The sequence below is a fragment of the Bacillus mycoides genome (assembly GCF_000832605.1).
Classification (GTDB): Bacteria; Bacillota; Bacilli; order Bacillales; family Bacillaceae_G; genus Bacillus_A; species Bacillus_A mycoides.
On the sequence record NZ_CP009692.1, the window covers coordinates 3,218,449 to 3,241,658 of the forward strand.

Consider the following 23,210-nt stretch of genomic DNA (forward strand, 5'->3'; position numbering starts at 1 on the left):
TATACATTCTTTTTTAAACGATAATTTTCCTGCTATTTCTTTCGTCTGAGTAATACAGTAAGTAATACTCTAGGATGAAAAAGATGAAATGGACTACGAATTAAGTTCATAACTCTGACTAACCGAATATAAATATCAGAATCACTTGCAGAAAGTTGATATATTTGTTTCGTATACCATTGCTGAAATTTTTGTTTCGTAGTTAATTCTTTCTGTAACTTAGGATGACGTGCTATCTCCGTTGTGGTCATTTCCCAAGGTGTTTTGATAATCATAGCAGTCTTCCTATAAAACTCTCGAGTTAATGTTTTATCAAGCCTTTTTCTCCCTTGAAGAATTAGTTGCAATTGGTGAGCTTCCATAGCTGCAACTGAAACACCTTGTCCGAAAACTGGATCAAAACGACAATGCGCATCTCCAACTACTAACAATCCTTCAGGCAAATTATTAACTAGATCAAATCGCCTGCGTACTTGATATGGAATTTTGTACGTTTTTATATCGGTAATCGCCTCAGATTTGTTTAGAAACTCTGTAACATTAGTGATTGATAGGTTTTCAGCAAAATCATAAAATTCATCATCTGTTTGCGGTGCTTTTTCATTCGCATATCCACTAAAAGTAACAAAATAACGGTCATCTTCAATCGTTTGAATTAGAACACCATAAGGATTCTCAGGAAAACTTGGAGACATAAGCATATTACAGCAGTCTAATTTCTCTTTTTCTTTGAGCCTAAACATTCTAGTTGCGTAAAACAAATCAATTCTTACTTTCTCTTCTTGTACTTCGAAATTGTATTCTTGTAACCAATCTATACTTTTCGAACCAAATCCACTTGCATCAACAACAAGATCTGCATGAAATTCTTCTTTCATTCCTGTTTTCAAACATTTAGCTGTTATTCCATAGACTTTATTAAGTTTGTTATCTACTAGTAATCCTTCAACCAACATTTCATACTTCGAAGTAACATTTGAAACTTGTTCAATTCGTTTTTGAATATGCGATTCTAACAGAAGACGACTTTGTTGAATCATATTTATTTCGCCTTTGAAAGGCTGCTTCCATAGGCCGAACTGATGCCATTTTAAATCGCGAGTAAAGTTATTTACGATGCTACCTGCTTCAATTAATTCATTAGTAATGTTAGGAAACAACTCCTCAAGTGCTTCTTCGCCGCCTTTTAATAACACATGCGGATGATTACTTTGCGGAACTCTTTTTCGCGGACCATTTCCATCCCATTCTTCACCAGCTTCTACAATGATTACTTCTTCAAACGTATTTGATAAAGCCTTTGCGGCGAGTTTTCCTGCGATACTTCCACCAATAACAATAGCCTTAGTAAACATTTTTTCCCCCTTAATGAAAAGAGATCCTGTCGTGTATGAATGGAACCGGATCTTAACTAATAATTCCTTGATAATTATATTTAAAACACCTGTGTGAATTGCAACATTAAAATTAAAATACCTAATCCCCATACGTAATACGCGAATACTTTTAAAGAATGACGTTTTAAATATTGAATCATCCACGAAACTGCTATGTAACCAAAGAACGCTGCTGATAATGTTCCGACAATTAGTGATGTACTAGAAATAGATTCAGCTTTCCCTTGAAAAACATCTGCAAATTGCAAGATGATAGCTCCGACAATAGCTGGTGTTGATAATAAAAAGGAAAAGTACGCCGCTGTTTCGCGGTCTAACTTTCTCCATAATGCAGCGACAATTGTCATTCCAGAACGGGAAATTGCTGGAAATATAGCTACTGCTTGAAATGAACCAATTATGAATGCATCTTTATATGTAATATCATTCATTTTTTTACGACCGTTCTTTTGTTTATCGGCCATATAAAGAAATAAACCCGTCACTAAAAACTCCCAACCTATTGTTATACCTGTTTTTGAAATATCTTCAAAAAAGTCTTTAAATAATAAGCCGATTACAACCGCAGGTATCGTCCCGACAATAAGTAATAGCATAAGCTTTGAAAATGGATTTTTTATTAAATAAATAAATTCTTTTCTATAATAAATAAACACCGCAAGTAACGTCCCTATATGCAGCATCGTATCTAAAAACAAACCTGCCTCATCTAACTGAAAAATATGTCGCCCTAAATATAGGTGACCTGTACTGCTTATAGGTAAAAACTCTGTCAGCCCTTGAATAATTCCTAAAATAAAAGCTTCTAGCCAATTCATGATGATCTCCTTTCTCATTTGCTTGTACCAATATATGATGCTTTAATTTTTGTTATGAAAGAAAATATATTTCTCTTGGGGATTTACTTTAACCTTTATTTAGAAGTTATGGATTGCGATAAATATGGATATATATGTAAAAAAGGAAGGTTTACATGGAGAAACACACAAAATTAGGCAACATATTACTTTGGATTGGACCAATTCTTGTGTTCTTAGGCTTATGTATGACAAATGTAATTACAGACATACCTTTCTTCGAAGGAAAGCATAAAACTTTTGGAATTATTATGTTATTTATAGGGGTACTTTGTTTAATTGCCGCTCATTACTTTAAAATACGAAAAAATTCTGCCGATTAAATAATCTATTCCCTTATAAGGAGGAACAAATGCGAGGAAAATCATTACGGACAAAAATTACAAAGCTATATAAATAAAAACAATCCTAGTGTATGTACTAGGATTGTTTCATTTCGCTAATGTTGTTTATTTATAAAACACTTTATCAACGTTATATTTCGCTTTGTACTTATTAATGATGTATGTTTCGTAAATTTCTCTTTCAGTTGGATCTTCTACGATACATGCATCGATACGGTATACTTCATCACGATTATTTTTGATTGGTGAAACATTATCTTCAAAATGCTTTTTAATACGTTGTCTAATTTTACGAGCTTTACCTACGAAAAGAAGTTCGTCATTAATATTGTAAAACATAAAAATGCCGCCTTTATCTCTAGGGAACAAGTGGAAATCGATAAAACCGTTAATTGGAGTAATTAATGGCTCGTCTCCTTTAATAACTTGGTTACGTTCAGTAATTGAAACATCAGCTTCAGGAATATTAATTTTAATCAAGTTCATTCACGTCCTCTTTTATTATAAAGATAAATAATAGCATAAGTATGTAAGAAAAGCTATGTTAAGAGAGATATTTCATTTTATAATTCAAATATTATAGGTATATCATGTAAACTTTTTTTCCAAATCATATGATCGTTTGATTCGCCCCAATAATCCTTCAGCACATAACTAGGTTTTCCAAACTTTTTTGTCCATATACTTTGTGCTTTTTTGTATCCACTATCTAAACAGCATTCGGTTATTCCTCTGCTAAGTAATGTAAGATACATTGTATTTAGCAGTAAACTCCCTATACCTTTTCTTTGATACTCCGGAAGTATAAATACAGTTCCTATTTCATACAAATCCTTAAGTACACCGTCTGTACAACTATTAATCAATGTACTTGCTGGACCGATTTCAATCGTTCCAATGATTTTATCGTTACTTGTATCTATTGCTAATAAAAAGTAACGACTTTCTCCATTACTATCAAAATCATTTTTTAAATATTTCTTTTTCGAGTTAATTTCATTTTCTATGTCATCTAATAGATGTGATAACCCTTCGTTTTTAAATGTATTAGTAATAACAAGACGAAAAAACAAATGTAATTCATCTAAATCATTCGAATTCGGCCTTCTAATTTCAATGTTATACATGGCTTACATCTCCAATTTTTAAAAATATATGAGAAAGTGTATTTGTTCAAAAAGATTTTATGCAATTGCTAAGACCATACTTTATATACTCTATTCATTATTATTCTACACAACTCTGCATAGATCCAGCAGTATAAAAAACTCAGTATAAATATTAATGTAATAACTTTTATATCCATAGTCGTATGAATAGTAGGACCAAGTACAGGAAAACGGAAGATATCGAGAATGATCATAATTCCTATAAGTAGACATATCGCTGAAAAGGAAATTACCCAAATCCTCCTCTTGAATTGTAAAAAGGATACTCCTAACGCTATACCTAATAAGCCTGTAGTAAAGGGAAAGACAATTAGTTCACTTGGCTCAATAATGAATAATAGGAAAATAGTAAGAATATAAGAAAGTACTCCCTCACGAATAGAATAACAAATAGCTAGAAAAATCGGTAGCGTCGCGAAAGGACTAATAAATAAGCCAATTCCAGGGAGTAAGTTCCCCGCAGATTGAAAAATAGCAGCAAATGAACCGAGTAATGCTGTAATGACTAACCTACTTGCAGGCGTCACCTTTCTTTTATGAACAAAATTCGCATCCTGCTCTATCATCCATTGATACCAATAGCTTCTAAAGCGATTCATCAAATTCCCCCCTAAAGAGACTTAATTCACCACTTTCTATTTTTATTCAAATACTTATTGGTTATGTTTTACTTTCTGCTTGTTAGGAATCACTATACAATAGATGTTTATCCATAGAAGGTTTTTTAAGAGGCGCTAAGTCGTGCGTTTGAAAAAGTATGAATTCCATATATTTTTAGACTAAGAGTTTATACCGTATCATGGAACAATTTCAAAAATAGTACCTTTGTTAAATTCAGTTACTTTCATAGAACCATAAACTCCTAAATATAATCTAGTTTGATCTAAGTTTGTTCCTAAACTAACATAATAAGCTGCTTGAGTCCCAAAATCATAAGTGGTTTCAATAACATGAAAATCATTACGTTTCCCGTCTAGAGCTGCTCTAGTAAAAGCTAACACTCCCTTTACTGGAGATTGAAATTCTTCTTTCTTAGCAAGATCAGTAAACACGATACTACCAGTTAAACTAGGAATTGTAGTTCCCATATATGGTTGTACTCCTGTAAGTGAGGTTCCTCCAAACTTATCTGCTCTGGAATCTTTATGAAAATAACTAATTAGGGGCTGTATGCGCCTCACTGATGTTTCTATTGTTTCATTATAATAAGCCATTGTTCTCTCATCCAAAGTAGGATTCTCAGAACAGTGCCTTATAAAAGAAGTAGGAAATTCTCCTTCCCATCCTCGCCAACCAAAATTAATAAATCCATCTTGATTGGGAGTGGATCTCATTAAATGCGTTTGAACAAGTTCGGTAACCGGTATGGGTTTATAATGAACAAACGAAAAAATAGACTCTACAATATCCTGCCCGACATTTCCAGCATATTTGATATATTGATTATAAAACCTTTGAAATGAAATACCTGTTATATTCCGAACTCCTTTCGCAATTACTGTAAGTGTTTCTTGTATAGATAAAGGAAACTCATTAAAGCGTGTAACTACTGGAGGGTTATTTATGAATGTATTTTTACTTACATCAATTTCAATTATTTTGCCCGCTATTTCTAAATCATCCTGGCTTAAATTAAATGGATCATAACCCGATCCACCATCTCCATTTGTAAAAACAAGTTTTCCACTCTCAGGTGAAAAGTTTAAACTATTGACTCCGTTATGATTAAAAAAGGGCCTTCTTATGTTAAGTAATGTCCGCCGTTTTTGAGGTTGACTATGTGATTGTAAAATCCATTCCTCAACCGTATCAATATGATCATATTGAGTATCTCTATTTACCCACTTTAAGTTTAAAGTTTTCGGATCACACGGATTAGGTTTAAAAGGTTCAGAAAGGGCACCCGGACCTTGAGTGCCAGCTACTGAATAATGAAGGTAAAATAAACCGTTTTGATAAAATTGTGGATGAAACGCTAGTCCTAGCAATCCGCGTTCATCATAACCGCTACTAGAGACACCTTCTTCAAACGTGCCTAATTTGATAATTCGCGGGCGAATATCTAAAAAAGTCCTTATAACTCCGTCTCCTATGTAAAAGATTTCTCCTACCTGGGTTGCAATAAATAGTCTTTCAGCCGATTCACCTGGAAGTATGGCTGCTTTTATTACAGTTGGTAAATTTATGTTATGAACGATTGGCCGTAAATTAACCTTAACTTTTGTCAACTCACTTTACACCCCTTTAATTGCGTTTTATTAAAAGAGTATGATTAGAACTGTTCGATTAGTATTCAATTAGGGACTAGGGAATTGGATACTATTTCTGACCGCGCTGCATTTCCTGATTCTCCATATAACTACGCATCCGTCGCATATATTCAGGTGCGTCCATCGAATTCCCTGCGATCATTTCAATTATACAGAGTCTTTCGGCGCTTTCCTTTTCAGCATGGATTATAGCCTGATCAAGCTCTCCATAGGTCCGGACCGTAACGGTAAACGCGTTACCTCCAAAAACTTCGGCCAGCTTGGTGTAAGACCAACGAGGGATTTCGTTGTACTTTTGATCCTCTGTTTTGACATTTAAATATTTCTCAATTGTATAACCATCGTTGTTCAAGACAAAGATTATGGGCTTGCAGTCGTAATAGAGCATAGAACTGATTTCCTGTGCTGTTAGCTGCAGGGCGCCGTCACCTGTAAACAGCAATACTCGGCGTTCCGGTGCGGCCATAATAGCACCGAACGCCGAAGGAATTGCGTAACCGATGGACTGCCATCCACCTTGCCCAATATATTATTGACAGTTATCAGTGGGTTCAGCTTTGCGGTAAAACTTGCGGTGTTTGTATCCGCCCATACCATACCAATCGCAATGATACAATCTGCATTCTCCACTGTACTTTGGACTTCAGTCCTCCCGAAAGAGCCTAAATACATTCCGATATAATTTGGATGGTTCTCGTCGAATCCGCCCTTCCCGTACATCATCGTTACAACAGGCACATTCATTGCATCGGCTAGCTGCCGAGTCGCTGTCTGAAGGCCGAATCGCATCGTTTTCACATCCACCAAGATAACTGGTCGGTGGGAACGTTCCAAAAGCAGACGGACATGATTCACTGCAGCCTGAAGGGTATTCGGGTTGGATGTTGGACGTGGTGGTGCCGGTTCTGTCCAGACTTTAATCGGCTTGGTCACTAAATCATTAGCCACAACCAGGTATACCGGCTTTTTCTTTTCCTTAGCAATGCGAATTGCAGTCTGAATTTCAATCTTGGCATTTTCCGGCGTAAGCACCGCGGTATATGCCGTAATCTGCTCATACACCTTGCGAAAGACGTCAAAATTTCCATCCATTAAGGTGTGATGCATCAGCTTATGCTCTTTCTGATCCTTCTCAGGAGGCGCACCCACAATGTGTATAATTGGCACATGCTCGCTGTTGGCTCCCGCTATCGCATTGCAGGCGCTGAGCTCCCCGACCCCGAAGGTCGTAATAAGAGCCGATATTCCTTTGATTCTTGCATAGCCATCTGCAGCGTAGCCCGAGTTTAGTTCATTTCGTCCTTCTATAAAACGGATGCCGTTATAACACTCCAAAGTATCAAGAAGTGTAAAATTATAGTCCCCTGCGACACCAAAAATTTCGGTTATGCCCTCCAGTTTCAGGCAATCGAACAAATACTGGCCAACCGTTTTTTGAGCAGGGCCCCTTTGTAAACCAAAGTTACCCGTATTAATCATGTTGTCCATCGCTTGCTCACTCCTTATCTATTTCTTTGGCTTGTTCTATTTTATAGTACCCTTTTTGATAATTCCCTTTAATTAAACCGGTTATCCGTTGTGCAACAATTAATGGAGAAGAAATAATCATTATCTCTGGAGAAAGTCATAAAACAGGAGAAGGAGAAGAAATACTAAAACATTACACTGGACAAGATTCCTTACATCGGTGAAATCACCTCTGGTCAAAAGAATGTATTAATTAATACTCTAATGCTTTCTTTAACTCTTCTCGATCACTTTTAGCCCACTTTGTTTTACGGTGAAGATTTTTGTACAACCATATATTACAACTACATTCTTCGTATTTTATATATTATCAATAAAGAGTTCAGAAAACCCATAAATAAAAAAACGAGTGCTGTGAAGAAACGCACTCATTGAAAGAAATTTACCAATCTCGACGATTATCGCAATCACAGTCACGATCATGATTACGTCTACGACGACATTCATCACAATCACAGTCGCGGTCACGTCTACAACGACGGTTATCACAATCTCTATGTCTGCGTCTGCAAAACATTAAATCATCCCAAAATCTATCACAATCTCGGAAACGTCTGAAATTACCATTACATCCCATAAATATAATTACCTCCTCTTAACTTTAGGATTCATCATATTCTATGCTAAAAAACAAAAATAGCTTGTTTACTAGCCTGCTTTCTGCATTTTAAAGTAATAATATTATTATCTAATCTTTAAGTTTCAAATCTATTTCATCCCTTAACAACAAACAAGACGCTAAACCGATCACGGCAGCGCCTAAAACAGTAAATATAAATTTAATCAAAAATCATTTATCCTCGCATTTACTTATTCCTTTACTTCCATAGCTCATTCATGAAGTCAGCTGTATTACTAGGAACGCTATATTTCTCATTCTTTTGCTTAGCCTTTTTCTTCAGCCTTTTCTCTTCTTGAAAAGCTTGCAAATATCATGCTCCTCACTCTGTTTTGCAAATGTCTAGCTTACTTTTAAAAACTTTGTAACAGAACCTTAAAAATGATAAAAACCCACGAAGAAAATGCATTTTCTTCGTGGGTTTAGTTATTTAAATGGACTTTCACCTAACTCAAGAAGCATCCGCACCTTCAAACTGACTATTATAAAGCGAAGCATAGAAACCATCAGCTTTCAATAACTCTTCATGATTACCTTGTTCTACAATATCTCCGTCTTTCATGACAAGGATTAAATCTGCATCACGTATTGTTGATAATCTATGAGCGATAATGAAGCTTGTTCTACCTTCCATAAGGTTTTCCATCGCTTTTTGAATCAGTACTTCTGTACGAGTGTCAATGGAGCTTGTTGCTTCATCGAGTATTAATATTTTCGGATCCGCTATAAGGGCACGTGCAATTGTTAGTAGTTGCTTTTGTCCTTGAGATACGTTGCTTGCTTCTTCGTTTAGTTCCATTTGATATTTATTTGGTAATGTTTTTACGAAGTTGTGAACGTGAGCTGCTTTCGCTGCTTCAATTACTTCTTCGTCTGTAGCATCGAGTCTACCGTAACGTATATTTTCCATGATGGAGCCGTTAAATAGCCAAGTGTCTTGAAGTACCATACCAAACATGTTGCGCAGGTCTTCTCGCGTGAAGTCTTTTATATCGTGACCGTCGATACATATTGCACCGCTGTTTATGTCATAGAAACGCATTAACAGTTTTACAATCGTTGTTTTACCAGCTCCGGTTGGTCCGACGATTGCTACCTTTTGTCCAGGTTTAATGTTAGATGAGAAATTATTGATGATGATCTTATCTGGATTGTATCCAAATTGAACATCTTGGAAGGTAACTTGTCCTTGAACTTTTTGCAGCTTCACTGGATTTTCTGCTTCTGACACTTCCTCTTCTTCTTCTAAAAATTCGAAGACTCTTTCTGCAGCAGCTGCAGTAGATTGAAGTACGTTCGCGATTTGTGCTACTTGAGCGATTGGTTGCGTAAAGCTTCTAACATATTGCACAAAGGCTAAAATGTCTCCAACTGCGATGGTTCTCTTTACCGCAAGCCATCCACCTAAAATAGATACAGCGACGTAACCGATATTACCGATAAATGTCATAATCGGCATCATCATTCCAGATAAAAATTGAGATTTCCATGCGGAATGGTAAAGAGTATCATTTACCTTTTCGAATTTTTTCACTTCTTCTTCTTCTTTGTTGAAGGCTTTTACGATATTGTGACCACTATAAATTTCTTCGACCTGACCGTTTACGTGTCCTAAATATTCTTGCTGGGATTTGAAGTATTTTTGTGATCGTTTTACGACTGCCATGATGAGAATCATCGATACTGGCAATATTAAAAGCGCCACTAATGTCATTTGCCAGCTGATTGATAACATCATGATAAGTACACCGATGATTGTAATAACGGATGTGATGATTTGCGACATACTTTGGTTTAAAGTTTGGCTCACCGTATCTACGTCATTTGTAATTCTCGATAATACTTCGCCGTGCGTTGTTTTATCAAAGTATTTCAGCGGCATACGGTTAATTTTTTCATCGATTTCTTTTCTGAAGTTATAAGATACTTTTTGAGCTACTCCAGAAATAATGTACCCCTGGATAATACCAAACACAGTGCTCAGTATATATAATCCAAGGAGTAAAATGACAATGTTTCCGATATAGGTAAAGTCAATGGCCGCACCGGGTGCTCCTGATACTTTGCTTACGAGTCCTTCGAAAAGTTTTGTTGTCGCGTTTCCTAAAATTTTTGGACCAACGATTGTAAAGGCTGCACTACCGATTGCGAAAAGGATAACGACTAAGATTGGTAATTTATAGGGCTTCAAGTATTGAAGGAGTTTATTCATCGTTCCTTTGAAGTTTTTTGCTTTCTCAATCTTTCTCATGCCGCCGCCCATAGGACCGCCACCGCCAGGACCAGGGCCGCTTTGTTTTCTATTTTCTATTTTTCTATCACTCATGATGACAACTCCTCTCTTGAAAGTTGTGATAAAGCAATTTGCTTATAAACTTCACAGTTTTCCATAAGCTCTTCATGAGTACCAGTTCCAATTATTTTTCCTTCGTCAAGTACAATAATCTTATCGGCATTCATGATTGTACTGATTCTTTGGGCAATAAGTAAAATAGTACTTCCTGTAATCTCATTGTTTAAAGCTCTGCGCAATGCTGCGTCTGTCTTAAAGTCAAGAGCTGAGAAACTATCATCGAATATGAAGATTTCCGATTTTTTCGTAAGAGCACGCGCAATAGAAAGTCTTTGTTTTTGACCACCGGAAACGTTCGTACCACCTTGTGATATTTCTGTGCGGAAGCTTTCAGGTTTCGCGTTAATAAACTCCATAGCTTGCGCGATTTCCGCCGCTTTTTCGAGTTCTTCTTCAGTTGCTTCTTTTTTACCATATTTCAAATTACTCTCGATTGTACCTGAGAAGAGAACTCCTTTTTGCGGTACATAACCAATTTTCTCTCTTAATTCCTTCTGAGATACTTCTCTAATATCCGTGCCATCTATTAATATTTGGCCGCTTGTGACATCGTAAAAGCGTGGAATTAAGTTGATTAATGTTGATTTACCACTACCTGTACTTCCGATGAAAGCTGTCGTTTCACCAGGTTTTGCAGTAAAGGTGATATTGGAAAGCACATCTTCTTCTGCACCTGGGTATCTAAAGCCAACATTTTTAAATTCAACGTAACCTTTCTTGTCTGAAGCAAATGTTTTCGGCTCTTTTACATCACTAATGGTAATGTCAGTATCTAAAACTTCTGCGATACGTTGTGCGGAAACTGAAGCACGTGGAACCATAATAGATACCATTGAAATCATTAAGAAGGCCATGATGATTTGCATTGTATATTGCATAAATGCCATCAAATCACCAACTTGCATATGTCCCATATCCACTTGGTGTGATCCAACCCAAATAATAAGTACAGTAACGGCATTCATGATAAACATCATCATTGGCATCATAAATGACATTAAACGGCTTACAAATAAATTTGTTTTTGTTAAATCTTGATTTCCTTTTTCAAATTTCTTTTCTTCATGTTTTTGAGTATTAAAAGCACGAATAACTAGCATACCGGTTAAAGATTCACGAGTGATTAAGTTAATTTTATCTACTAACTTTTGGATACGCTTAAACTTAGGAATCGCGATGCTAAATAAACCAATGACTAGGCTTAAAATCGCAATTACCGCAACTGCGATAATCCATCCCATTGAAAGGTCTGTAGTAAGTACTTTAATAATGCCGCCGATACCTAAAATTGGTGCATAGAATACAATGCGAAGCATCATAACCATAAGTGTTTGAACTTGTTGGATATCATTTGTACTTCTTGTGATTAGAGATGCAGTGGAAAACTTATCAAACTCCGCATTCGAGAAGTTTGTAACTTTCCGGAATACTTTCTTTCTAAGGTCTCTGCCGAGTCCTGCAGCTACTTTTGCAGCAAGTAAACTCACGATAACGGTAGCTGCCATACTTACTAAGGATAAAAGTAGCATTTTCCCGCCGGAAGTAAGAATAAAATTAGATTGAAGTTTATCAGTATTGATACCGATTTTCTTATACTCATTCTCAATGTATGAAACAGCTGATTGTGTTACCATGCTGCCTGGCATATTCTTAAACTTTTCATCTGCCTTTTCTTTCATTACATTGATTTGATCTTGAGGAAGTTTCGCAATGATTGCAAAAGGATCTGTATTTGGCGGAAGTTTCGCTGGTGTGTTGTTGTCACCTGTCGCAGCAGGAGAGAAAGCAGATGAGCCACCTTTTTCAATTCCTTGTGTAATTAACATTGGTTTCCCAAAGATATCGTTAAGTTCGTTAATTATTTTTTTATCTTCTGTATGTAACTTATAAAGTGGCTCTTTATCAAGCTGCGGATAATCTTTTAAGTCATTTTTTAGTTCACTTTGAGAGAGGCTGTTCTTATCTAAATGTACATAGTTGTCAGCAACTTTTTTCTTCTCATTTTCATTCATAAAGAGCGTAAGTTTATCCATTTCACTTTTACGAATAACCTCAGGTACTGCATTTTCTACACCTTTTTGTTGAATCCCTACATTGACAATGTTAGACATGTAGTCTGGCAGTGATAGATCGCATACTGCCTGTACAGTTAAAAGACATACAACTGCAATGATGGAAGCAATAAATGGTTTTAAATGTTTGATGATCTTTAACATTTAGTTCATCTCTCCATTTTCTTTGTCTAATTTTTTTAGTTTTTACTCCGCTTCTCTCCTTTATTCTTCGTATTCTCAGTAATTCATTCTAGCAGCTCTTTACGTATTTTCGACTACAAATTAATTTTATGACTATATGAAGATATGATGCATCTTTTAGTGTGTAGATGTTGTTTTATAGGACTTAAATCCAAAAATAGAACGCACATGTTTCTTAATAAAACGATGATCTTGTTCCACTATATAATTAATATATCTAACTAATCTTTTCTGGCGGAAAACCAGAATTTCGTAAACTACCTGAATTGATTGATGAATATCGGATTAATATGTTTCCTGTAGTCCTAGGCAGTGGACTACCTTTATTAAAGAAATTACGGACAAAATCAATCTTAAACTTATAATAAACAATACATTTAAAACTGGAGCGGTTGGTCTTATCCACCAATCGGAGGAAAATGCTTGACTACTCGGCACTTCAACTATCGAGTGCTAATATTCAACAACGCGTACCGAAAATAATCAACTATATTTTATAAAAAGTGATTCTATAAAATATGTTTAGAGCCTATTTTGATAACTCTTTTTTTTCAAAAACAGGCTTTTTATATTAGGTAAATCAGCAGTAATAGACTTACCTTTGATCAAACATGTTTATAAACCAACATAACGTACAGGAAATCGGCTTTTCTCTTGCCGAAATTTATTAGCATACAGTGGTCATATATTTTCAAGAATAACGGAAGAATATATAGAAAATGCTACATAAACGTGAAGTTTGATCAACTTAGGGGGGACAACCTTGTTCAATCAAATAGTAAAAGCTGTACCCAATTTATTTACGATTGGAAATTTATTGTGCGGTGTTTTTTCAATTACCATGAATATGAGTGACTATTTGGAAGTAGCCTCCATTTTTATTTTCTTTTCAGCTGTTTTAGATCTCCTTGATGGAAGAATTGCGAGAAAATTAAAAGTGAACAGTGAGTTTGGTGTACAATTGGATTCCTTAGCTGATATTGTTAGTTTCGGAGTTGCTCCTGCACTTTTATTTCATTCGATAGCAACACCATCTATTTTAACTTCTTTGGCATTTATCCTTTTCCCAACGATGGGTGCTTTAAGATTAGCTAAATTTAGTGTAAAACCAACCATTGGATATTTTAAGGGATTACCTATTCCAGCTGCTGGATTACCATTGGCCGGTATGGGATTGTTTTCATATAGCAATGCATGGATTACATTAATCCTCGCTCTCTTAATGGTAAGTCCAATTAGGTTTAAAAAACTTTAATTGGGATCCCGTCTATCGCTTTAATTTCATTTGTGGAACGGTTCGCTAATATCCATCAAGTTGAGGGTTTCGATGTTATTCATCATTTTACGAATGCAGCGATGGGACAGACTTTAAAGAGCTTACCTATTGTAATTGCTCATAATAGATTGTGAAATTGAATAGCCTCCAGTTTTTGGGGCTATTGTTTATATTTCTGATATGTATTTTCGCCTCTATATTGAACGAATCAATCTTTCTTCTCTAATACCTCAAACGATAAAAATGCACTTCGTTGCTATAAAGGGCAAAAAATTTTCGTTTTGTGGATTATTTATTTTCTTAGCTTGATAGCGGTGTGGTGGTACCCCTTGTTTAAAAGAACTCCTACCGCTTAAATAACATAATAAAAAGATTAGGAAATCACTCCTAATCTTTTTGTTTATTACTATTCCATTGCCCCAGCAACATCATAATCATTTAAATCTAATTCAATCGGTTGCCCTAACGCAAGTTTCGCAAGTTCTGATCCTAAGTATGGACCTGCTGTTAATCCTGAAGCACCTAATCCGTTTGCAATGAGTATGCCTTCAAAATTAGGGAGTTGGCCAATAACAGGTAAGAATCCTGGCGTAAATGGCCTGAAGCCAACTCTAGTTTCAAGCATTGTACCATCTTCTAAACCAGGCGCTACTGTTAACGCTTTATGGAATACTTCATGTAAACCACCAGCTGTTACACGGTGATCGAAACCAGTATCATTCTCATGCGTTGCACCAATTACGACATGGCCATTGTCAAATGTTAAAATATATTGATCGTTCGGCGGCATAACAACTGGCATATTTTCTGTTGCTGTATTTTCAATTTGCAAATGAACAATTTGTCCTTTTTGGAACGTAACTAAGAAATTAATTCCTAATGGATTCAAGATTTCGTTCGCCCATGCGCCTGCAGTTACCATTACCTTTTCCGCTACAATTGTTTCGTCATTTACTTTAACTCCCGTAATATGATTCCCTTCACGGACTAATACTGCATCACCTTTTATGAAAGTTGCACCATTTTTTTTCGCAGCGCTTATTAATGCGTTGCGTAATAATCTTCCATTTACTCGTGCAGCGCCACTAATATGAACAGAACTATATTCTTCCGATAATGCTGGGAATAATTTTTTCGTTTCTTCAGCTGATAAGCGAGTGATTTCACCAATCTCTGGTGCATCTTCACGGCGTTTATACGCTCGCTCTTCCATTTGATCTAGTTTTTTCTCATCAGTATGTAAACTAATTGCACCTACACGGTTGTAACCTGTATCCGTTTCACCGTCTTCTTCTAATTGCTGAATTAACGAAGAATAGTAACGTGCACCGCCTTTAACGATTTTATACCATGCTTTATTACGACGTTGCGACAGCCACGGACAGACAATACCTGCTGCTGCATCAGTTGCTTGACCTAAATCTTGACGATCTACAATAGTAACCTTCGCACCAGCCTTAGCAAGATGATAGGCAGTAGATGCCCCTAAAATTCCAGATCCAACTACAATATACGATTTCATTTCAAACACCTTTTCTCTTTTGCTAATTATTTAAATATAAGAACATACTTTAGTATACTGAAAGGAATCCTTTTTTCAATGTGCTCAACGTAATTAATTGTTGCATCATTGTGACGTTCCTAATCATTATTTTTTCTTCTTACGGAATAATTCAATTGTTTTATAGCCTTGTGAAAGGATTTCAATCATTTTCTCAAGACGTTTATCGCGTGTTTTTTCTTGTTTCACAGAAAATAAATTACGTGCCCAATCTTTTTGATAACCAGGAGTTAAACTTTGATAAAACTTAAGTTCAGCTGGATGATTAGCCAATAATGCTTCAACATCTTGAATACGGTCTGCATAATCAGCAACACATTGACTCGCTGCAGGTGTTTTCTTCGCTTTTTTCTTTTCACGTTTTAAACCTACAACTGTAAAGACATCATCCATACTTACCATTCGCGCAAATTTAATTTCGCTTTCCCCCACATATCCATCATCTCCAACGTTTAATGCCGGAAACATCTCATCACGGTGAATAAACGTACTGTAACGAGCATTACCTTTTTTCGGATATGCGAAAAACACGTAACCTTTTTCAATTAGTAATTCTTCATTACTAATAATAAAATTCGTTTGTTTCACCATTTCATCAAGTGTTTCAACAAAAATAAAAATAGCATCATGTTCTTTTGAAAATGAGGTTTCTTTACCTGTGAAAATGTCATAATCACTTGGTTCGTTAATTACGACCATATTTGTATACTTATTTAGTTTCAATTTATCAATAACTGACATTATAATCTTCCTTTGCATCCCATATTCATTTTATATACTTCTTTATACTGTTCTAGTGTATTATATCTATTAAGAAAATTAAACTTGAAATCGTATCATTCTGTTTCAATAGACCATAATTTTTTACTATAAGTAGTGGTTTTATGCCGTATGTAATCCGAGATGAAGGGCTAGTTTTGCAAGGAGATAATGGAAAAGAGCCAGTCTTTCATACATATGAAGAAGCTGAGGAAACGTTAAAAACGTTAACTATACCGCAGTTTCCGAAACATATTAGACGAAAACCATTTAAACCAAAAATAATAAAAATAGCCGATTCTGAATAAGAACCGGCTATTTTTATATTCACAACTCAATAGCAAATAAAGTATATAAAAGCTCTTTATATTGATTTTCTGTAATTTCACGCTTCGTTTTTTCTCCATAAATAATTTCAGTTAAAATAGTATTCGTTAATGAGACATGGCCAAAGTTCGTCAATTTTACTGCAATGGGTCCTTTATTGAAAATAGATTTCTCATCTTCTATCACTCTTCTTTGAACATCGTTTACTACTGTCTCATCAATAATATGTTTATAAAAAGCATGACAAACTTTCCATTCTCCATCAACATCTATTCTTTCTAGAACATAGTTTCCTTTACTCGTATCTTTTTGTCTTACTCGATACGAACCGTTTTTAGAAGAAACAAGTTCGCCAGTAAACGGTACTGGCACAAGAGGTACTAATGAAGCAATACCTACATCAATTAAGTACCTTACGTTTTCGTAATTTAAAATAATTGTTATATGCCCATCTTCAAGTGCCCAAGCGTTTATATCATTTTTATATACGGTACCTAGTGCGAGTTGTACATCATAACCACTATCTTTTAAAAAATAGTAAAAAAGAGTATTTAATTCATAACAAAGCCCACCTCGAGAACTAGTTAAAATTTTCTCTTGTAAGTTTTTCATAGAAATTGTATTCGCATTACTTGCTATTACATTTAAATTCTCAAACGGGATTGTGTGGGCAAATGCAAAGAGTATTGTACTTAATTCTTCAAATTTTATTTCAGTACGTTTTTCAAGGTTTAATCTTGTGAAAAGTTGATCTTGTAACTTTGTCATATTCAGCACCCCTTAATAAGTTATAAATTAAAATAATATATGCTGATTGTAAATTTGAAGGGATATAGTAACAATGTACATTTGCAGTTACTGTACCGGTACAAAATTTAAATTTGAAAAACATATTTATATAAAAATACAAATAAGAGGCACCTTCACGGATGCCTCTTTCGAATTACATTTTATATCTTTATTTCAATGAGCTTAATTTTTCAATTGCTTGTTGCTCAGTTGCTAAGAAAAAAATATCCTTACCTTTATTACATTCATAAATGAAATCTTTTAGGCTTTTACTAGTGTACATAGAAAAATCCCCGATGATAGCAATTTTCACGCTGTAATTAATAAACTTTTGAAGAATATCACCCGCAAGACGTGTTTTTAAGTCAAAGAAACTTTCACTTATTAATGATTTATTGATAGCAATCCGCTTTGAATCCGCTTCATATTGAACTGTTGCCATGAGATCTAATGCAGATTGAACGTCGGATATTAATACTGTATCGTTTCTGACGACGGCAATATTTATTCCGCCAATTACTACTTTCTTTATTTCCATAGTCTCACCCCTCTATAATTTATAAAGTATATATTAAACATGCTGTGTAGATCTTCATTAACACACATAAATGATTTGCCCCTGGCTCGATAACCTCTATTTCATCGTAAATAAATATTGTTTTAAAACTTCTCATACGGTCAATGAAATTAAGGGCAATCTATCTTTTTACTATTTTTGGAAATTTATCTCTCCACAATAACTTAATAAATTATCAAAAGAAGTAATCTCGGCATATGGTTTAGTGTCGGTATTATTCTTAATCATATTAGGATTGAACCATATGCCCTTTATATTTGCATTTTGACAACCAGCAATATCCTTTTCTAAGTCATCTCCAACAAATAGTACATCTTCTGATTGTACATTTAGCTTATTTAATGCTAATTCAAATATGAGTTTGTCAGGTTTACTAAATCCCGCTTCTTCAGAAATAATGATTGTATCAAAATAACGATTCAAATTCGTGTTAATTATTTTTTCTTTTTGCCTCTGAGTTGAGCCATTTGTTATAATTCCAACTTTAATATGTGACTTTATAGTATTTATGATATTAATAGTTTTTTGGTTTATAGAAAAACATTTCGGGAAATTATTATTCCAAAAGTCTTGAATGCAATTGCGTGGTAATCTATATTTCGGTGGGAATTCATCAAAAAACGATTCCAAAACCTTTACTTTATCACTATGACCATAGCTTTTTTTATCATATCCCTTGAATTTCTGTAACATTTCGTTTTTTACTGCATGTTGTTCAACATCCCCATAAAACTCCTCTAAAATAATGGAAAACAGTTTATCTACTGCCTTATCCCTATCGAGTAACGTATCATCTAAATCAAACAGCATAGCTTTATAACTCCTCAAATAATTTCACAACCTTTCTCACATGATTTAAATAATCCATTGTTCGCACCTTAGGCCTTTACTAAATTAGCAAAAAAACTACAAAGTTTGTGGCGTACGCTCTAGAATTTCGCTGGCTTCTTTTATATTTAAATTCATCTCCCTTTCCCCTTCTAGTAAAGTATCGAAAGTATATTATCAAACAGTTAAAAAAAACTACATGCATTTTACATTATTATACATTATTTTTTTGTAAATATTAATCGTTCAGCTTTTTATATGATAAGTTTTTTCAAGCACACAAATATTTCTCCATAAAAAAGGAATATGGGTAATAATCCTTTTTTACGGAGAATACACAATCTTGAAAATGGAGTTAATACGTTAAACGTCCTATGAAGTTTCCTACTGTATCTCCACATAAACTCCAGATAGTACGGCTATAATGACTACCAGAGGTGATATTATGAAAAACTATCATATTCTCGTGGTAGAAGACGATCAAGAAATTCAGGAATTAATTAAACAATTTTTAATGACACAACAGTATACAGTTGTAGTTGCATCAGATGGATTAGAGGGTATGACACAATTTAATAAGCAATCCTTTGATTTAATTCTTCTAGATGTAATGATGCCCAATCTTAATGGATTTGAAGTATCCAAGATGATTCGAAGTCAGTCAAACGTACCAATTATTATGCTAACTGCATTGGAAGAAGAGGAAGATCAAATGAAAGGGTTCGATCTTGGAATCGATGATTATATAACAAAACCCTTTTCGTTTCATGTTTTGATTAGACGAGTCGAAGCTGTACTTAGAAGAAGTTATGATAAAAATGTAAATAATCATTTGGTATTTAAAGAAGTGCGTATCGATGTTGATGCATATAGAGTATATGTAAATGACGTTGAAATTTTATTAACGACAAAAGAGTTTGAAATTCTACAACTACTATTTCAAAATGAGAGAAAAGTACTCACAAGAGAAAATATCGTAGAAAAAGTTTGGGGGTACGATTATTTTGGAGAAACACGAATAATTGATACACATATTAAAAACCTACGTAAAAAGTTAGCTATCCCTTATATTAAAACAATAAAGGGTATTGGTTATAAAATTGATGAATAGTATTGTGAAAATCATGAAGATGAAGCAAATTACTTATAAACTCTTTATGACTACCTCTCTCATTTTGTTATCCTTTGCAGTATTGATTTATTTAACTTTATACTTCTTTCTCCCTACGTTTTATGAGCAATACAAAACAGATCAACTTCAAACAGGGATAAAAGAAATCATTGATAAATCTAAAGATCTTACGTTTCAAGATGCGATACCACTTTTTGATGAATATGCAAAAAAAAATAATGCGATGCTTTATCTTCAAAATAATGAGGGAATAATTAAATACTCTCCTTCATTTTCTTTTACTCAAAATGGTTCGCAAACAACAGTAGTTACTAGAGCCACACGGTTCGAGAATGCAGGTACCCTTAGCAATTCATATAACGTTACGAAACCAATTCAATTCCAAGATGGTAGTTTAACGCTTATAGTCTTTGCTACATTTCAACCAATTGATGAAGCTTCACAGGTTTTAGTACGCTTTCTCCCCTATATTAGTATCATTGTACTCATAATTGGTGTAGGGAGTGCTTATTTCTATTCCAGGTTTATTACAAAACCACTTATTTATATTAATGAGGGTGCACAAAAGATGGCAAATTTAGATTTCTCCGAAAAAATTGAGGTTCGCTCTACAGATGAGTTAGGAGAATTATCTAATAGTTTGAATGACATGTCTATTAACTTACAACAAGCTATGTTTGATTTGAAAAAAGCAAATCAACAATTAAAAAATGATATCGAAAAAGAACGAGAAATAGAAACAAAACGCAGAGAGTTTTTTGCGATTGTAGCACATGAATTAAAGACCCCTCTTACTGTAATGAAAGGATACTTAGAAGGGATGATATACAATATTGGCCCTTATCAAAATCGTGATCAATATTTAAAGAAAAATCATCAAATTATTGAAAGTATGGAACAATTAGTTCGTGAAATTTTAAGCATGTCGAAATTAGAACAACACACCTTTAAACTAAAAGTAGAAGAAGTTAATCTTTCGAAGTTAATAGATACAATCACAAAAGATCTCGAATTTTTTGCTTCTCAAAAAAGCATCCAAATAATAAAAGAAATTGATTCTGATCTTTCTGTTTATACAGATCGTGTTCTTTTTGAAAAAGCATGTAAAAATATTATCCATAATGCAGTTATGTATTCACCACATAATGAAAAAGTCTATATAAAGTTAAGTGAGGATTCTAAACAAGGTCAAATCAAAATGCAAATTATGAATACAGGTGTCAATATTAAAGAAGAGAATATACAACAAATTTTCAAACCATTTTATCGAATTGAAAAATCAAGGAATCGAAATACTGGAGGAAGTGGTTTGGGGTTATATATTGTTAAACAAATTCTTGAAACGTTAGATATAAAGTATTCTATAAAGAATATGGAACATAGTGTACAATTTTGCATGAACATTCCATTATCTAAACAAAAAACAAACAAACTCCCCTCTTAGTAGGACGAGTTTGTTTGTTTTTTGTAGTTTTAGTATTGATATTTTTCGAGTTACTTTTTAAGCAATATTGGGATTAGCTTTTTTACCAATCCACATACCTAAGCCCACCATGCCAAGCCAACAGCAAATTGCTAACATAAACATCAATCGTTGTACGGATAACCCTTCAATTTGCATTTGACCCTTCCCAACAATTGTTTGGAAAAGTTGCGACCATTCGACATCGTAAAACACCCCTACTCCCACAATCACAATCAATATAAAAAATTGTAAAAATATATTCCCCATATTTCTCCATGTTGTGTAAATGAGTAAAGAAAGCTCTCTATGTGTAGCATTCACCATATATACTTTCATATTATTTTGAGAAGAGATACTATTAATGGCATAGCTCCCAAATGTAACGCTAAGGACTATAAATATTGGAGAATAAAACCCGAATATCATGATTAAAGTACTTACTAAAAACAAATGGATTGGATTAACTTTCTTAGCAGCTTTGATATCTAAAAATATGGACATCAAAATCCCTAATAGGTATGGTCCAACTACAATGAAAATACAGGTTAACATGTTATAGAAAGTAAAACTATAAAAAATACCCATCAAAAATAAATATCCATTTCCTAATCCAAGTAAAAATGATTCTGCCTTTAAGCGAATTGGTAAAGAAGATGAAAGTTTATGAAAGAACTTTCCTTTCAACAAACTCAAAAACATGAAACAAATAAGCGCTATAGAAAGTAGAAAAAAATAAAAAATATATTGTTCATTATTTATGTTACGACTTGTTCGAATCAAAAGAATAAGCATTGAGACAAAAAGAAACTTTCCTACAACCGATACGATGGAGATAGGTAAAAGCCCTTTGGCTAACTCTGTTCTCGGCATTTTTTTTATAGCAAAAAGGATACTGATTAAACAAATCCCATATATGCATGTTATCAGCGGCGGCGATAAAAAACTAATCGCTAACAAAACGATTATTAGTAAAAGAAAAACGATACCAATAATAATCGCTTGTTGATTTTTATTATAAACCTTTCCCCCGCCTTCCACATGTAGAAACAATAAAGTACTCGTCATGGTAGAAATTGTACTAACTGCAAAACCAGAAACTAACGCACTTATTTCTAGCCATCTTGAACTCCATCCAAAGAAAGTAACACTAAGTAATGATACTATCAGAATAGAAACAGTCCAATATAAGGAGCGGTGAATCCCAGCCTTATTCACAATAGGTATCCAGATAAACACACCCGTCATATAAGTTGTATAAAACAGGATTGATGGCCAGTATCCCTCAAAGCCTTTCGAAATCTGTAATCCATAAACAATGTAAATAAGCATGGGTGTAAAGATAGTCGTTATTAGTAGACTAAATGTAGTTATACTTTGCACCACAAGTCTTTTTTGCTTTGTCGTATGTATCGTATAACACCTCACTTAAAATGAAATCAGTAGTTGTTATTACTTATTCTGTCCGGAACGAGGTTGTTATATATGCGCAATCCAATTGAAATTCCCATTACGAGGTAAACTCAATCTAAATCCACATTAAATTAAGTAGCGTGCAAAAAAGGTGGATTTTGTGATTCTTATAAATAAAATTAATGGATATATTCAAAACCTTAATCATAAATGGAACAAATGTGTTACTTAGATTGTCTATTACGTATAAAAAAGGTGCTTTTGGTAGTTCTCTCATTTTGTAATGCAAGAAACA

The 23,210-nt window shown here is 34.3% G+C and carries 20 protein-coding genes and 3 pseudogenes; 6 read left to right on the forward strand and 17 right to left on the reverse strand.

Going from position 1 to position 23,210, the window contains the following annotated elements; genetic code table 11:
* Positions 1–32: 32 nt before the first annotated feature.
* Entirely contained in the window at positions 33–1,355 is a 1,323-nt protein-coding gene (locus BG05_RS18570) for an FAD-dependent oxidoreductase (protein WP_002013257.1), read from the reverse strand.
* An 80-nt stretch (positions 1,356–1,435) separates the two neighbouring features.
* Entirely contained in the window at positions 1,436–2,215 is a 780-nt protein-coding gene (locus BG05_RS18575) for an undecaprenyl-diphosphate phosphatase (RefSeq protein WP_002013258.1), read from the reverse strand.
* A 155-nt stretch (positions 2,216–2,370) separates the two neighbouring features.
* Here BG05_RS18575 and BG05_RS18580 point away from each other — a divergent pair, with 155 nt between their 5' ends.
* Positions 2,371–2,577: a hypothetical protein gene (locus BG05_RS18580; RefSeq protein ID WP_002127593.1), complete on the forward strand. Its 207-nt coding sequence runs from the start codon at positions 2,371–2,373 to the stop codon at positions 2,575–2,577.
* Between the two features lie 126 nt (positions 2,578–2,703).
* Here BG05_RS18580 and BG05_RS18585 read toward each other — a convergent pair whose 3' ends face one another.
* The 5 genes and pseudogenes from BG05_RS18585 to BG05_RS18605 all read right to left on the reverse strand — a co-directional run bounded on the left by BG05_RS18585 (position 2,704) and on the right by BG05_RS18605 (position 7,525).
* Positions 2,704–3,084: a nucleotide excision repair endonuclease gene (locus tag BG05_RS18585; RefSeq protein WP_002013261.1), complete on the reverse strand. Its 381-nt coding sequence runs from the start codon at positions 3,082–3,084 to the stop codon at positions 2,704–2,706.
* Positions 3,085–3,161: 77 nt separating this feature from the next.
* Entirely contained in the window at positions 3,162–3,725 is a 564-nt protein-coding gene (locus BG05_RS18590) for a GNAT family N-acetyltransferase (protein ID WP_002127592.1), read from the reverse strand.
* A 68-nt stretch (positions 3,726–3,793) separates the two neighbouring features.
* Entirely contained in the window at positions 3,794–4,366 is a 573-nt protein-coding gene (locus tag BG05_RS18595) for a YybS family protein (protein WP_003189622.1), read from the reverse strand.
* A 198-nt stretch (positions 4,367–4,564) separates the two neighbouring features.
* Positions 4,565–5,995: a PQQ-dependent sugar dehydrogenase gene (locus tag BG05_RS18600; RefSeq protein WP_003189624.1), complete on the reverse strand. Its 1,431-nt coding sequence runs from the start codon at positions 5,993–5,995 to the stop codon at positions 4,565–4,567.
* 91 nt (positions 5,996–6,086) lie between these two features.
* Positions 6,087–7,525: pseudogene (locus BG05_RS18605) on the reverse strand (alpha-keto acid decarboxylase family protein).
* 83 nt (positions 7,526–7,608) lie between these two features.
* Between BG05_RS18605 and BG05_RS31605 the strand changes: the two are divergent.
* Positions 7,609–7,765 (forward strand): annotated as a pseudogene (locus BG05_RS31605) (FAD-dependent oxidoreductase); the annotation flags it as partial.
* Between the two features lie 181 nt (positions 7,766–7,946).
* On the opposite strand, the gene BG05_RS31610 reads toward BG05_RS31605, so the two are convergent.
* From BG05_RS31610 to BG05_RS31615, 4 genes and pseudogenes are all read right to left on the reverse strand, one after another.
* The gene (locus tag BG05_RS31610; RefSeq protein ID WP_002099904.1) at positions 7,947–8,141 is read right to left on the reverse strand and encodes a hypothetical protein; all 195 of its coding nucleotides are present in this window, start codon (positions 8,139–8,141) and stop codon (positions 7,947–7,949) included.
* A gap of 493 nt (positions 8,142–8,634) precedes the next feature.
* Entirely contained in the window at positions 8,635–10,509 is a 1,875-nt protein-coding gene (locus BG05_RS18610; protein ID WP_033734014.1) for an ABC transporter ATP-binding protein, read from the reverse strand.
* Positions 10,506–12,752 carry an ABC transporter ATP-binding protein gene (locus BG05_RS18615; protein ID WP_003189632.1) on the reverse strand — a complete coding sequence of 749 codons (2,247 nt, stop codon included), beginning with the start codon at positions 12,750–12,752 and terminating at the stop codon, positions 10,506–10,508. The genes BG05_RS18610 and BG05_RS18615 overlap by 4 nt, the downstream gene beginning before the upstream one ends.
* A 162-nt stretch (positions 12,753–12,914) precedes the next feature.
* Positions 12,915–13,019 (reverse strand): annotated as a pseudogene (locus BG05_RS31615) (IS6 family transposase); the annotation flags it as partial.
* Between the two features lie 535 nt (positions 13,020–13,554).
* Between BG05_RS31615 and pssA the strand changes: the two are divergent.
* Complete coding sequence (pssA, locus tag BG05_RS18620) at positions 13,555–14,046, forward strand: CDP-diacylglycerol--serine O-phosphatidyltransferase (RefSeq protein ID WP_002085344.1); 492 nt, start codon at positions 13,555–13,557, stop codon at positions 14,044–14,046.
* Positions 14,047–14,473: 427 nt separating this feature from the next.
* Here pssA and BG05_RS18625 read toward each other — a convergent pair whose 3' ends face one another.
* Together BG05_RS18625 and BG05_RS18630 are read right to left on the reverse strand one after the other, a co-directional pair.
* Positions 14,474–15,589, reverse strand: a complete 1,116-nt coding sequence (locus BG05_RS18625) for an NAD(P)/FAD-dependent oxidoreductase (protein WP_033734016.1) — start codon at positions 15,587–15,589, stop codon at positions 14,474–14,476.
* Positions 15,590–15,715: 126 nt separating this feature from the next.
* On the reverse strand, positions 15,716–16,369 hold the full coding sequence (locus BG05_RS18630; RefSeq protein ID WP_002085348.1) for a YdeI/OmpD-associated family protein: 654 nt from the start codon (positions 16,367–16,369) through the stop codon (positions 15,716–15,718).
* A gap of 143 nt (positions 16,370–16,512) precedes the next feature.
* Here BG05_RS18630 and BG05_RS18635 point away from each other — a divergent pair, with 143 nt between their 5' ends.
* Positions 16,513–16,695 carry a hypothetical protein gene (locus BG05_RS18635; RefSeq protein WP_002013279.1) on the forward strand — a complete coding sequence of 61 codons (183 nt, stop codon included), beginning with the start codon at positions 16,513–16,515 and terminating at the stop codon, positions 16,693–16,695.
* A gap of 19 nt (positions 16,696–16,714) precedes the next feature.
* Here BG05_RS18635 and BG05_RS18640 read toward each other — a convergent pair whose 3' ends face one another.
* The 3 genes from BG05_RS18640 to BG05_RS18650 all read right to left on the reverse strand — a co-directional run bounded on the left by BG05_RS18640 (position 16,715) and on the right by BG05_RS18650 (position 18,890).
* Positions 16,715–17,482, reverse strand: a complete 768-nt coding sequence (locus BG05_RS18640) for an arylamine N-acetyltransferase family protein (RefSeq protein ID WP_003189638.1) — start codon at positions 17,480–17,482, stop codon at positions 16,715–16,717.
* 190 nt (positions 17,483–17,672) lie between these two features.
* Entirely contained in the window at positions 17,673–18,041 is a 369-nt protein-coding gene (locus BG05_RS18645; RefSeq protein WP_002127579.1) for a DUF4180 domain-containing protein, read from the reverse strand.
* 171 nt (positions 18,042–18,212) lie between these two features.
* On the reverse strand, positions 18,213–18,890 hold the full coding sequence (locus BG05_RS18650) for an HAD family hydrolase (protein WP_002168307.1): 678 nt from the start codon (positions 18,888–18,890) through the stop codon (positions 18,213–18,215).
* A 463-nt stretch (positions 18,891–19,353) separates the two neighbouring features.
* Here BG05_RS18650 and BG05_RS18655 point away from each other — a divergent pair, with 463 nt between their 5' ends.
* Both BG05_RS18655 and BG05_RS18660 read left to right on the forward strand, forming a co-directional pair.
* Positions 19,354–20,019 (forward strand): response regulator transcription factor, encoded by a 666-nt coding sequence (locus tag BG05_RS18655; RefSeq protein ID WP_000800741.1) that lies wholly within the window; start codon positions 19,354–19,356, stop codon positions 20,017–20,019.
* Complete coding sequence (locus BG05_RS18660) at positions 20,012–21,484, forward strand: sensor histidine kinase (protein ID WP_002127576.1); 1,473 nt, start codon at positions 20,012–20,014, stop codon at positions 21,482–21,484. Before BG05_RS18655 ends, BG05_RS18660 begins: the two co-directional genes overlap by 8 nt.
* A gap of 57 nt (positions 21,485–21,541) precedes the next feature.
* On the opposite strand, the gene BG05_RS18665 is transcribed toward BG05_RS18660, so the two are convergent.
* A complete protein-coding gene (locus BG05_RS18665; RefSeq protein WP_002168309.1) occupies positions 21,542–22,834 on the reverse strand; it encodes a hypothetical protein in 1,293 nt (430 codons plus the stop codon).
* Between the last annotated feature and the right edge of the window lie 376 nt (positions 22,835–23,210).